The organism is Acinetobacter sp. Colony158 (assembly GCF_019264745.1).
Taxonomy (GTDB): Bacteria; Pseudomonadota; Gammaproteobacteria; order Pseudomonadales; family Moraxellaceae; genus Acinetobacter; species Acinetobacter ursingii.
The window spans coordinates 1,289,491-1,302,234 of sequence record NZ_CP078523.1; the positions used below are offsets into that span (position 1 = coordinate 1,289,491).

General features: G+C 42.9%; 11 protein-coding genes and 1 pseudogene. 4 read left to right on the plus strand and 8 right to left on the minus strand.

All coding sequences use genetic code 11. The features are described 5' to 3' along the window. The 5 genes from JR005_RS05140 to JR005_RS05160 all read right to left on the minus strand — a co-directional run bounded on the left by JR005_RS05140 (position 1) and on the right by JR005_RS05160 (position 5,149). On the minus strand, positions 1-1,368 hold the full coding sequence (locus JR005_RS05140) for an MATE family efflux transporter (protein ID WP_218665669.1): 1,368 nt from the start codon (positions 1,366-1,368) through the stop codon (positions 1-3). Positions 1,369-1,475: 107 nt separating this feature from the next. Further along, positions 1,476-2,627 (minus strand): methionine aminotransferase, encoded by a 1,152-nt coding sequence (locus JR005_RS05145; RefSeq protein ID WP_218665670.1) that lies wholly within the window; start codon positions 2,625-2,627, stop codon positions 1,476-1,478. Positions 2,628-2,659: 32 nt separating this feature from the next. Then, complete coding sequence (locus JR005_RS05150; RefSeq protein ID WP_218665671.1) at positions 2,660-3,967, minus strand: DUF445 domain-containing protein; 1,308 nt, start codon at positions 3,965-3,967, stop codon at positions 2,660-2,662. A gap of 14 nt (positions 3,968-3,981) precedes the next feature. After that, positions 3,982-4,563, minus strand: coding sequence for a CC0125/CC1285 family lipoprotein (locus tag JR005_RS05155; protein WP_119686372.1), 582 nt, complete (start codon positions 4,561-4,563; stop codon positions 3,982-3,984). 46 nt (positions 4,564-4,609) lie between these two features. Continuing rightward, positions 4,610-5,149, minus strand: a complete 540-nt coding sequence (locus JR005_RS05160; RefSeq protein ID WP_218665672.1) for a DUF924 family protein — start codon at positions 5,147-5,149, stop codon at positions 4,610-4,612. A gap of 201 nt (positions 5,150-5,350) precedes the next feature. On the opposite strand from JR005_RS05160, the gene gshA reads away from it, so the two are divergent. Next, on the plus strand, positions 5,351-6,928 hold the full coding sequence (gene gshA / locus JR005_RS05165) for a glutamate--cysteine ligase (protein ID WP_218665673.1): 1,578 nt from the start codon (positions 5,351-5,353) through the stop codon (positions 6,926-6,928). Between the two features lie 17 nt (positions 6,929-6,945). Beyond that, entirely contained in the window at positions 6,946-7,467 is a 522-nt protein-coding gene (locus JR005_RS05170; protein ID WP_004995614.1) for a disulfide bond formation protein B, read from the plus strand. Positions 7,468-7,547: 80 nt separating this feature from the next. On the opposite strand, the gene JR005_RS05175 is transcribed toward JR005_RS05170, so the two are convergent. Then, the gene (locus JR005_RS05175; RefSeq protein WP_044435567.1) at positions 7,548-8,897 is read right to left on the minus strand and encodes an alpha/beta fold hydrolase; all 1,350 of its coding nucleotides are present in this window, start codon (positions 8,895-8,897) and stop codon (positions 7,548-7,550) included. A 220-nt stretch (positions 8,898-9,117) separates the two neighbouring features. Between JR005_RS05175 and JR005_RS05180 the strand changes: the two genes are divergently transcribed. Continuing rightward, positions 9,118-9,705, plus strand: coding sequence for a YqiA/YcfP family alpha/beta fold hydrolase (locus JR005_RS05180; protein ID WP_218665801.1), 588 nt, complete (start codon positions 9,118-9,120; stop codon positions 9,703-9,705). Between the two features lie 14 nt (positions 9,706-9,719). Next, entirely contained in the window at positions 9,720-11,600 is a 1,881-nt protein-coding gene (gene parE, locus JR005_RS05185) for a DNA topoisomerase IV subunit B (RefSeq protein ID WP_044435569.1), read from the plus strand. A 69-nt stretch (positions 11,601-11,669) separates the two neighbouring features. On the opposite strand, the gene JR005_RS05190 is transcribed toward parE, so the two are convergent. Together JR005_RS05190 and JR005_RS14600 are read right to left on the minus strand one after the other, a co-directional pair. Beyond that, positions 11,670-12,203, minus strand: coding sequence for a hypothetical protein (locus tag JR005_RS05190; RefSeq protein WP_218665674.1), 534 nt, complete (start codon positions 12,201-12,203; stop codon positions 11,670-11,672). 219 nt (positions 12,204-12,422) lie between these two features. Beyond that, positions 12,423-12,744: pseudogene (locus tag JR005_RS14600) on the minus strand (hypothetical protein); the annotation flags it as partial.

Below are 12,744 nucleotides of genomic sequence, written 5' to 3' on the forward strand. Positions count from 1 at the left end.
CTAAATGAGCGCTTTAATGGCTTTTTTCTTCCAGAAAAATTGATAATAGCCAGCTTGTAAAATGCACAGACTGACAAAAGCCAGAGCATAAGCATACCAGATGCCTTTTAATCCCCAGAGACTACTGAACCAATAGGCGCAAGGCACTTCAATACATAAAATTGCGGCAATATTAATCAGCATAGGCATGGTCACGGTACCGCTTGAGCGCATAATCGAGGCGAAAATAGCACTGGCGCCAAAAAATAAAATGGACCATAACACAATAAATAAGAGCTGTTGTCCCAGTTGAACCACACTGTCATCGGTAATAAATAACGCCATCAAATATTTTGAAAATAAATACGCCAATATCACCAAGGTTCCAGTAATGATGATATTCATCCACAAAGCTGTACGAGTGACACGCGCCAGTAGATCTGATTTCCCCATTCCGATTGCTTGTGCACCAAAAATTGATGCCGCAATCGCAATCGATAAAGCGGGAAATTGAATATAGTTCAAGACCTGATTAACTGCACCATAGGCCGCCGTTGCATGTGCGCCGAAACGATTGACTAGTCCCACCACGACCAGTCCAGCTACAGAGGTGGTGACCATTTGAATACCTGTTGGAATCCCCAAACGTAAAATGAGTCGAGTGAGTTCCGTGTCATAACGGATATGTTTGAGCAAAGCCAAGTCGGGTTTGAGCGGGTGATTTTTTTTATTTAAATAAATGATTAAAAACAAAATAACCAAGGCGTTACCTGTAATGGTCGCAATGGCAGGGGCAATAATGCCGAGTTTGGGAAAACCAAAATAGCCTGCAATCAGCACAGGCGTAATCACCAAACCAATCAAACTGGTTAAAGACAATGCCACCAACGGTGTAATACTATCGCCGACACCACGTAAAATAGAGGTGTAAATAATATACACAAATAATAAAGGGCTACCTGCGAGCATGCAGCGGGCATAGGGCAAAGAAAGGTGTAAAACACTTGGATCTGTACCTAAAGCCAATAAAATATGAGGCGCAAAAAATACGCCCAAGGCGGCGATAATACTACCGCCAATCAGGGTCATAAATAGGGTTGAACCGACTACACTGCGCACTTTTTCAAAATTTTGCGCGCCCCATGCCTGTCCAACCAAAACGGTAGAACCTGCCGATAATCCAATCACAAATGCCATCAAACAAAATAGAATGGGAAAAAATACAGCAACCGCAGCAATCGCATTGACCCCCATCATTTGTCCGACAAAAACGGTATTAATCGTACCTGAAAGATTTTGCAGGATATTGGTGGCAATCAACGGCAGTAAAAACACCAGAAAGGTCTTCCAGAGCTTTTGTTGCTGAATCAGTGGGCGGTGAGGGGGCATTCATTCTCCATGAATTTGTCAGTGTTATTGTGATGGATATCCTTGACTAACAAAATAACATGCTGCTTTAAAAAAGATTGTTATTTTACGCGAAGACTTGACCTGAGTTAACAAGCATTCAGTAACTGCACGGCACGTTGTAGGGTTTGTTCTGTTTTGGCAAAACAGAAGCGGATTAAGCGCAAATTCTTAGGCGGATGTTGATAAAACACAGACAGTGGAATGGCCACAATCCCTTTTTCCTCGGCTAAAAAGTAACACATCTCGACATCATTCAGGTCAGGGCGAATCTCAGTGTAGTCGACGGTCTGGAAATAGGTTCCCTGACAAGGAGTAAAGCCAAACCGTGATTGTTGTAGACCCAGATTAAACGCATCTCGTTTATGTTGATAAAAATCGGCCAGTCCAGCAATGTGTTCGGGATGCTGCTGCATGTATTGGGTTAATGCGATTTGTGCAGGGGTATTGCCACAAAAGTTGGCATATTGATAAATCTGCCGAAATAACTGCATCAGTGTGGGACTGGCAGCACAATAGCCTGTTTTCCAGCCTGTCACATGAAAGGTCTTACCAAAAGAACCCACCACAAAACTACGTTCACGTAATTCAAGAAAATGTAATGCACTCCAATGTCGAGCACCATCAAAAATCAGGTGTTCATAGACCTCATCTGACAAAACCAGCAAATCATGTTTTTCCACCAGCGCAATTAACTGTTGCCAGTCCTGATATGACCAGATCGTCCCTGTTGGATTATGTGGGGTATTGACGATAATCATACGGGTACGTGAGCTAATATGCGCTGCAACCTTGTCCCAATCGACCTTAAACTCAGGCGCATCTAGTGCAATATGTATAGGCACACCGCCTGCAACCCGTACCGCAGGATCATAACTGTCGTAACTTGGGTCAAAAATAATGACTTCATCGCTCGGATGAATGGTGGCTTGAATCGCGGTAAATAAGCCAATAGTCGCACCAGGGGTAATGGTGATCTCAGTAAATGGATCAAGTGTAATCTGATCACGTTGTTGAAATTGTAGCGCGACTTGTTGGCGTAACGGTAAATAGCCATCGCCTGCGGCATATTGGTTATGCCCATTTCGAGTGGCTTCACATAACGCTTCAATCAAATCTGGCGGTGCCGCAAAATCTGGAAAACCCTGTGAGAGATTGAGCGCATTGAGACGTTGAGCCAACGCAGACATGGTACTGAAAATAGTCACGCCCTGATCAGGCAATTTGGATAACAGTTGCATGGCTCAATCGGTTCTCATCTGGAAAAATAATCTTATAGCATATAATCGACCAATGAGCGGATGATGCCTAATACCAGACCAATAAAAGCACCCACCACCACGCCATTGACGCGGATCATGTGCAAGTCGCCGCCAACTTCATTTTCGATTTTGGCAATCATTTCACGTGAATCCCATTCATGAATCCGTTCACTGATATAGCGAATAATTTTGTCGCTATACTGATCGCTAAAGCTAATCGCGAGTCCCGTCATTTTTTCGTTGAGCACTTCACGCACTGCACGATTTTGTATCAGACTCTGGCCGATTTGTTCAATCGCAATACGTAAATTTTGGGCAATGCCTGAATCTTCTTTAAGTAAATCCTGTTTAATCGCATTACAAAAGATCACCACTGCACCACTGATAAAGTTCAGCACTTGCGGGCTATCGAGTAGGGCATTTTTACCTTCATTTAAACGACGACTGGCTTCACTGTTTGAATCTGCCAGTTGTAACATCATGTTTTGTGCACCTTGCTCGATGCCTTGTCTCCACGGATGTTCTGGGTCGGCGAGCATCGACTCGACTTTCTCAATCAGTGAATCAATAGTGCGTTGTTGCACATCAATCCCGATCCAGCTTGCACCTTTGGCCAGTTTCCACACACCAAGTTCTTTAAACAAGGTACGGGTTAATTCTCGTGCTTGATCAGGATGGGTCACAATCCATTCATGCGCCAGATCCAGTCCACGTTGTAATACATCCTGATGAAAATCATTTTCCAGTACAGCGCGTAACATTTCACTGGCAAGAGAATTGATTTGGGTGTTTTTGACCCATTGCACACTGTTGGTCTGTATAAAACGTGCAATCTGTTCCTGACTGACAAACTCAAACAGTTTGGGAACGGTTTGCTGAATTAATTGTACAATCTGATTGCTATTTTTAGGATTGGCCAGCCATTGTCCAATCGCCAGACTGAGATCAGTATTGTTTAAACTGCGCTCGACCACCTGTGGTGACAGGAAATTTTCCTGTACAAAACGCCCCATGGATTCGGCAATGCGGGTCTTATTACGCGGAATAATTTCAGTGTGATCCAGTAAAAATTTGGGAATGGGGATCTTGCCAAAAGGATTACGAAATAACACGGTAATGGCGTACCAATCGGCCAGTCCCCCCACCACGCCAGCTTCGGCAGAAAGCATCAAAATGTGAATGATCCATGCATATTCAGGCCAGAATTTTGCCAGAACCATGAGGATAATCCATGCCACCACTGCGCTGAGTAGCGCAATCGTGGCATAGCGTTTACTGCGACTTAAACTTGGAGAATGAGATGTGTCTTCAACCTGCATGCAAGCATCCTGTCTTAATTTTTGTTGTTGCCGCTGCCCGCGGGTTGAGCGTTGACTGGTTGAGGCAATAACACTGCACCAGACGGACTTAAGCCATATTTTTTCCCTAATGACTGTAAGATCAAGCTTGCATCAAAGGCATCTTTGGATGCAGTTTTTTGATCTTTATAACATTCTATACTATACGATACTTCGACAGGATCGATATTGACCACACGTGGTGAATCATAGAAGGGATCCGGCCAAAAACCAGGATAACGTCGATAATAACCATACGGATAATAATTCGGTGATGAATACACCACCGCTTGACGAGGTGGCTTTTGGGTTTGATTACTGGGATCATCCATCACTTTAAAATAGCGAAAGCCGTTCTGAATCGTGGTCTGTGCGGCTTTAACCAGCGTGATTTCTTCAGCCGTACCATAACTCATATTGGGATCAGCTTTAAAGCTGATGCGGTAAATCTGATTATTTAACGGATAAGTGGCAAATTGCCCTAATTGATCAAAGGTTCTGGGCTTTTGTGGTGTTGTGGCACATCCCGCAAGGATCAAGACACTTGCAAGCGCGGCACCGAGTGAGAGATATTTCATCGTGAACTCCTTTTATCAGACATACACGGAGTAAAACAAAGATTACTTAAAAACTGCTGTTGGGTTGAGTTAAAAATTCACGTTCTTCAGCTGTGGATTCACGACCTAGCACGTCATTACGATGTGGATAGCGTCCAAAACGATCAATAATCGCTTTATGTTTTTTCTCAAAATCCAGATTGACTGGATTGCCTAAGCGTTGGAAGAGTTTAAGCGCAAACTCATGAATCAGTTTGGATTCGCTATGCATAAACGGCATGTAGAGAAAAGAGCGCTGTGGTGGGCTCAGTTCTGCATCCATTTGCAGACTAATGGCTTCCTGCGCCAGTGCCAACGCCATTGCGTCATGGGCAAAAGCCTGTGCTTGATCCCGATATAGATTTCTGGAAAATTGATCCAATACAATAATTTCCGCAAGACGGCCTTTGGCATCCTGACGCCATGACCATAGCTCTGCCTGTGTGGCTTGATGGTGAACTTCGGCAAATTGGCGATGAATTTTGGCGTCAAAATCATCACTTTTTTTAAACCATAAAGGTTCTTGTTCGGGAGCAAACCAAAAATTCAGGACATCTTGTGGATTCATTTATTTTCACTCTTTTCATTTATTCTTCAATAAAATCACAAATCAAGCATGTCTTATAGACCAAGTTTGTGATAAAAAATTGTCAAAGTGAAACGGCCAGTTTGTGCAAATCCTATCAAGTCCTGCGCGGTCTGGCAGATTTCACGTTATACTAAAGTCATGATTTTTTTCATCGTTCTTTAAATCAGCGAGCAGGTGTACATGAGTCAACCCAAATCAGCTTCTCCAACTGTCGTGCCGACGTGGGTAGATTCTTCACTCTTACAAGGGATGTTGCGGGGAATTGAACGCGAAAGTCTGCGTATGCAGAGTAATGGCTTTTTATCGCAAAATCCGCATCCTAAAGCATTAGGTTCTGCTTTAACTCATCCGCGCATTACGACAGATTATTCTGAAGCTTTGATGGAGTTTATCACCCCGCCGAAAGACAGCATTCCTGCGGTTTTAGAAGATTTAAAAGATATTCATGCAGTGGTGCATCGTCATTTAAATCCCGGTGAAAAACTGTGGCCGCTGTCGATGCCCTGTATGCTGGATGATCAGGAAGAAAATATTCCTTTAGCCTATTATGGTACATCCAATATTGGGCGTTTTAAGACGCTGTATCGCCGTGGTCTGGGAGTCCGTTATGGTCGTCGGATGCAAACCATTTCAGGGGTTCATTATAATTTATCGTTTCCTGAGACGCTGTTTGCCGCACTACAGCAACATGAAACCGATCCTGCATTACAACAACTCAATGCGCAGGATTATCGTAGCCATCGCTATTTTGGTCTAATTCGTAATTTTATTCGTTTAACGCCTTTGGTGATTTTTCTGGTCGGTGCCAGTCCATCGGTATGTCGTTGTTTTCTAACAGGGCGTGAGCATCATCTACAGCCTTTAGTTAAAGGCACCATGTATTTACCTGATGCCACCGCATTACGGATGGGACGTTTGGGGTATCAGAACTCGGCACAGAAACAACTGGGTATTCAGTATAACGATATTCAAGCCTATCTCGAAGGTTTGCAAAAAGCAGTGAAAACGCCGTATCCACCCTTTACCCAGCTTGGTTTAAATGATGAACAGGGTGAACCGATTCAGATTAATGACCATGTCCTACAAATTGAAAATGAATACTACAGTCTGGTTCGCCCCAAACAAGTTCCCCAAAATGGCGAAACACCTTCGCAGGCTTTGCAAAACCGTGGGGTCGGCTATGTGGAATTACGCGCAGTAGATGTCAATCCTTATAGTCCGATTGGTATTGATGAAACGACAGCAGGTTTTTTAGAAGCGTTGGCTTTATATTGCTTATTATCAGAAAGCCCTGAAATTCATGATGATGAACAGGATCTCATCGAACGCAATCAAAATACGGTTGTGAATGAAGGGCGTTCCACCGTCGCCAAAATCATGAGCCTAACAGGTGAGCAGTCGGTGCAAAGCTGGGTCATACAGCATCTTGAGCAGATACAAAAATGTGCAGGGCTACTGGATGAACTTTATCAGAGCAATTTGTACAGTGATGCTTTGAAGGTGATGCAACAACGTGCGCAACAGATTGAGCAGACACTTTCAGCTCAAGTAGTCGCGGATACGTTGGCACATGGGGGTACCTGGAGTTTTGGCAGTGTATTGGCACATGACTATGCCAAGATGTACGATCAATATGAATTAAGTGTTGAAAAAACCGCTTATTTTGAGCAGTTGGCTCAACAATCCTTGCAACAACAACATCAACTGGAACAAGAAAGCGTGATGAGTTTTGACGGCTATCTTGCCCAATTTCGATAAAAACAAGAGGTATATCCATGCAATGGCGTAATTATCGCTTTATCAATGGATTATTGGTACTGGCCAGTATTGTCGGCATGTCATTTGCACTTTATCTGGAACATGTAAAAGGTCTGGACCCTTGTCCATTATGTGTGTTTCAGCGTGTTGGGCTGATGGCGATGGGGATTTTCGCCTTGATTGCTTTTTTGCATAATCCTGCTTCAAATCTTATGAAGCGTATGTATGCTTTACTGGCAACCTTGTCGATTGGTTGGTCTGTCGGTGTAGCGGCACGTCATGTCTGGCTACAGACTTTGCCACCCGATCAAGTGCCAAGTTGTGGTCCCGGACTGAATTATTTAATTGATGCGCTGCCTCTCAAAACAGTATTGAGCGAAGTGCTTACTGGTTCTGGTGAATGTGCCGCAATTGACTGGACTTTTTTGGGGCAATCGTTACCTGTCTGGTCGTTGGTTTTCTTTAGTGTATTATTGCTGATCTGTCTATGGCAACTTTTCAGAACATATCCCGTTGCGAAAAAAGCTTACAAGAAATAATGTAAGAACCAAAAATAAAGCCAGCAATTGCTGGCTTTATTTATTTCAGGGCATGATGACTTGACCGCGGACAAAATAAATCAAGTCTCCACAATCCCAGTGAGATCAGTAGGATCATAATTTTGCATATTAATCATATGGGTTTGCACACCCAAACATGCATAGTCATCATGTTCAGGATAAAACCAGCGGGTAATTTGTTCAGAAACGCTGGAATGATACTGAATTTCAAAATGATTTAACCCATGAAAAACGGCTTTATGCGAATCTGGGAGTTTGAGTTGAAAACGTGGATTTGGATGCTCTCCTAAAGCACTTTTTACACTGACCAGATAATCGCCAATAATCGACAAGGCTTTGAGACTTTTTTTCTGATTTTCATGTTCAACCGTACCAGCAACAAAGAACGTATTGATATGTGAAGGTAGTGGAGCAGGTTTACGGTTATCATCCATTAGCCCAATTCGGGCTTCCAAATGTTCCCAGTCATCATCACGCACACTGCCATGGCGTAAGTCTAAAATACCGTTGCTGCGGATATTGACCAAATGACCAATCAATTTCACGAAAGGAAAACTGCCTAGTCGATCTTGTAGCGCGAATCCAAAACGTTCCAATACCGCTCCATGATGTGGCGAACCGATACAGACCAGATTGCCCACCATATGTGTCCACTGGTGCATATTTTGTTTGCCATAAAACAACGAACTACGTGATACCAATCCACCCATGCTATGCCCAATCAAATCGATGCTAGTAATGCGAGGATTACGGGTGATCAAATCTTCAAGTGTATTGGCCAAACTGCGGCCATTGGCTGAAATGCGACGTCCAGTATTGTAGTTGAGATACAGCATAATATTGTGATCACGCTGTGCCAGTAAACGTTCTCCAATGCCACCAAAATTACGATTGGTCCAGTCTGTATGATTCATACATAATCCATGTACAAAAATCACCACACGACCTGCAATATCGCCTTGTTGCAATGCACCATAATGGTCATATAACACCATAGGTAATGCCATTGGATTTTGATGTTTGAGCAGATAATCGCCTAACACCCCATTTAATGCACCGACCAAAAAGTGCAGGGTGGGAGTTAAGGGTTTGTCGTGTAGGGTTGGAAATTGTTCAATAATACGACGTAAACTCGGGGCGAGAAAATAACGACCATATTTTTGTAAGGTGTTATATGACCATTGCTGCAAACGCTCAATTCGCGGAATTTTTAAAAAACGACGGGATTGCTGGTCACTCATCCCAAAGGTCGTTTGTAATACTTCACGATGGATAATCTGAACAACATCGTGAACCCCCAATAAACTGGTACTCACCAGTTGTGCCAAACCCTCAAGCACATCGGCCTGACTCGGTGGCGTACGATCCCATTTACAATAGGTCTCGTGTAAAGGCGTTAAACTTGGCATATCCAAATCCTTGATTCATGCACGCACCTGTTACTTTATTTTTCATTTGCTTCAGGCGATAAAACGATTATATTCATCTTATTAGGTGTTGCATTCACAACTATTTAAAAATACTGATGAATGACCAGTTATTTTTATTTTTTTGTCTAACAATTTAGGCATAGGTACAAATTAAAACATAGTTGTGATGAATATCACATTATTAATGGTGCTGCTGCGCATGAATCTGGTCTATTTACATGGCTTTCAAAGTAGCCCTTTCTCCATCAAAGGGCAACAGCTTAGACACTATTGTCAAATTCATCATCCTGAAATTCAGGTACATTTACCTGATTTAAATGTACCGCCGTTGGTCGTGATAGACGTGATTCAGCAGTTGATAGAGGAGTTGGATCAGGTGGTGTTAGTGGGTAGTAGCTTTGGTGGGTTTTATGCGACTCAGTTTGTCGCCAAATACGCTTTACCTGCTGTTTTGATCAATCCTGCTGTGCGACCATGGCAACTGTTTCGCGATTTATTTGGTATCAATCAGATTCCTTACAGGGTGGGTGATCGTTGGACACTCACCGAACAGCATCTGGATCAGCTTGAGCAGATGGCTGTACCCTATGCTGATCCTGCCGAGAAAATACTCGTGTTGCTCCAGCAGGGCGATGAAACTTTGGATTATCGTGAGGCACAGCGTTATTATAGTCAGCCATCACATCGCGCCTTGATTTTATCGGATGCGCATGGTAACCATGCAATGGATGATTTTGAACAAAAAATACCGTTGATTCTTGAATTTTTAACCTATTCGCTTAAATAAGGAAATCGTACAAGGTGTCACAATATACGGCTCAATCACTTGAAGTTTTATCGGGTTTAGATCCTGTACGTCGTCGTCCAGGCATGTACACCGATACGACACGTCCAAACCATCTTGCACAGGAAGTGATTGATAATGCCGTGGATGAGGCGCTGGCGGGACATGCCAATAAAATCTGTGTGACGGTTTATAAAGACGGCTCATTGTCAGTTGAAGACAATGGTCGCGGGATGCCAGTGGATATTCATCCTGAATATGGTCAAAGCGGCATTGAGATTATTCTGACCAAATTACATGCAGGTGGTAAATTCAGCACCGATAACTATCAGTTTTCGGGTGGTTTACATGGGGTCGGGATTTCGGTGGTGAATGCCTTGTCCAGTCGGGTTGAGGTTGAAGTTCAGCGTCAGGGCAATCTTTATAAGATGGCTTTTGAGCAGGGTGAACCTGTCGCACCGCTTGAGGTACTTGAAGGTAAAGTCGCAAAACGAGCAACAGGCACTACCGTACATTTTTGGCCAGAAACCAAATATTTTGACAGCCCAAAATTTGCCTTAAAAGCACTTAAGCATAATTTAAAAGCCAAAGCAGTGTTAGCGGCTGGACTTAAAATTAGCTACATCGATCAAATCAATGATGAAAAAATCGAATGGCAATTTGAAAATGGTTTGGTCGACTATTTAATGGATGAATTGGAAGATCGTGAGATTGTCCCGATGCCTGCTTTTGTCAATCAGGGTCAAGCCGAACGCGCCAGTTGCGAGTTTGCAATCTGCTGGAATGTGGAAGGTGGTGAGCAAATTCAGGAAAGTTATGTCAACCTGATTCCAACTGCGCAAGGCGGAACCCATGTCAATGGTTTACGTTCTGGTGTCACCGAAGCGCTGCGTGAGTTTTGTGAACTTCGCAATTTATTGCCGCGTAATTTAAAGCTGTCTGCCGAAGATGTCTGGGATGGTGTCAATTTCATTCTGTCGCTTAAGTTTCAGGAACCGCAATTTTCAGGTCAAACCAAAGAACGACTTTCCAGCCGTGAAGCCTCAGGGATTGTGCTTAATATTGCCAAAGATGCGTTTGCTTTGTGGTTGAATCAAAACTCTGAAATTGCCATGCAACTGGCAGAAATGGCGATTTCTAAAGCGGGACGACGTTTAAAAGCCGCCAAAAAAGTCGAACGTAAAAAAATTGTGTCGGGGCCAGCCTTGCCTGGAAAACTGGCAGATTGTGTTGGACAAACTCGTGAAGAATCTGAATTATTTATTGTCGAGGGTGATTCTGCGGGGGGCAGTGCCAAACAGGCACGTGACAAGAACTTTCAGGCCATCATGCCGATTCGCGGTAAAATTTTGAATACTTGGGAAGTGTCCTCCGATGAGGTGTTAGCTTCACAAGAGGTGCATGATATTGCGATTGCGATTGGCGTTGATCCAGGCAGTGATGATTTGTCAGAACTTCGTTATGGCAAAATCTGTATTCTGGCCGATGCTGATTCGGATGGTTTACATATTGCGACTTTGCTATGCGCTTTATTCGTCAAGCATTTTCCTGCATTGGTTGAAGAAGGACATTTGTTTGTGGCGATGCCACCACTGTTTCGTATTGATGCAGGCAAAGATGTATTTTACGCACTGGATGAAGCTGAGTTAGAGTCGATTTTGTCTAAAGTTAAAAGTAAAAATCCGCAAATTACCCGATTTAAAGGATTGGGTGAGATGAATGCAGGTCAATTACGTGAAACCACGATGGATCCGAATACGCGCCGCTTGGTACAGCTTGATCTGGACGATACCCATTTGACCGCAGGTTTACTGGATAAACTACTTGCCAAAAAACGTTCTGGCGATCGTAAACATTGGTTAGAGCAAAAAGGTAATTTAGCGGATATTCCTATCTAAGATTGAGTTTAAACCCCACTTCTGTTTAGAACCCCTATATGTGCATGCATACAGGGGCTCTAAAGTTGGTTAAAGCAGCTGAGGCATCAGTTTTAACACTTTTTCAACTTTCAGTTTTTCCAAATGTGCGAGTCGTTGAAAACGATGATGAATCTGCTGAAGCTCATCTTTTAAAGTCTGTACTGCCTGTTTTAATGATGTAACAGGCACTTCAAAGCCAGTATGATCCTGACTGGCATCTGGTTTAAATTTGATCATATCTCCCTGATATTCACATAACACTTGGGGATGTCCAATCCAGAACTGTTTCAGATTACCCTGAGCCAGTTGCTCCCAAGCATGAATATCATTTAAATCTGAGCAACAGCGCGGTAAAAGTATCGGTCGCTGTTCGGCATCAAGCAATACATAGCCACCGTTCAAAGAGGTATTTTTAAAAACGGTCTCTTTTAGAATTTTACTCAGATGAGCATCAGAAATATCTTGAATGGCATAGAACAAACAATCAGTTGCTAAAGGCTGAGACGAATTCTTCAATCCATCAGCTTGCAAACTTTGCTGACGATCATCCAAATCCAGCACTGGAATAAAGCGTATATCCATCTCGTTATTCTCATTTTGAGTCATTGTTATAAATACCGCAGCTTCATATTTTGATTGTGTCAGCTACTTGAAAAAAGTATGCAACAAATACGCTTCACTGTCGCTCAGTTTCAGACGAATATTGTTGCTAGCATCGCATTTTTACTGGCTCATTTATCTTTTTAAAGAGTCAAGCTCGTTTTTCAGTGATTAAAAACGAGGTCACAATTTAAATGGCTTTTATTTTTCAACTTGATAATAAGTGCCACCTGCATAAACATTGTGTCCAAAACCGCAGCCAGAATTATTGTCATTTTGCTCAACAATCATTTTTCGACCATATTGATCCTGACCGAATTTGAGATCAATCTTACAATCTTCATAACGATACTGAGCCTGATGAGCAGACAAAGGCATACGGGTTTCAAAAGAACCCAAATTGGGGCCGTAAATCAAACCACGTAAACCAAAATAATAACCATCAAATGCAATGCGATAAGTCTTGGCGGTTTTTGAAACAGTGATGCTACTCCATTGTCCAAAGCCAGCCGATGTGACATAT

Coding starts and splice junctions, on each gene's coding strand:
- JR005_RS05175 (WP_044435567.1), bottom strand. CDS start 8,897: ATGCCAAGTTTAACGCCTTTACACGAGACCTATTGTAAATGGGATCGT.
- JR005_RS05145 (WP_218665670.1), bottom strand. CDS start 2,627: ATGCAACTGTTATCCAAATTGCCTGATCAGGGCGTGACTATTTTCAGT.
- JR005_RS05155 (WP_119686372.1), bottom strand. CDS start 4,563: ATGAAATATCTCTCACTCGGTGCCGCGCTTGCAAGTGTCTTGATCCTT.
- JR005_RS05140 (WP_218665669.1), bottom strand. CDS start 1,368: ATGCCCCCTCACCGCCCACTGATTCAGCAACAAAAGCTCTGGAAGACC.
- JR005_RS05160 (WP_218665672.1), bottom strand. CDS start 5,149: ATGAATCCACAAGATGTCCTGAATTTTTGGTTTGCTCCCGAACAAGAA.
- JR005_RS05150 (WP_218665671.1), bottom strand. CDS start 3,967: ATGCAGGTTGAAGACACATCTCATTCTCCAAGTTTAAGTCGCAGTAAA.
- JR005_RS05170 (WP_004995614.1), top strand. CDS start 6,946: ATGCAATGGCGTAATTATCGCTTTATCAATGGATTATTGGTACTGGCC.
- gshA (WP_218665673.1), top strand. CDS start 5,351: ATGAGTCAACCCAAATCAGCTTCTCCAACTGTCGTGCCGACGTGGGTA.
- JR005_RS05190 (WP_218665674.1), bottom strand. CDS start 12,203: ATGGATATACGCTTTATTCCAGTGCTGGATTTGGATGATCGTCAGCAA.
- JR005_RS05180 (WP_218665801.1), top strand. CDS start 9,118: ATGAATCTGGTCTATTTACATGGCTTTCAAAGTAGCCCTTTCTCCATC.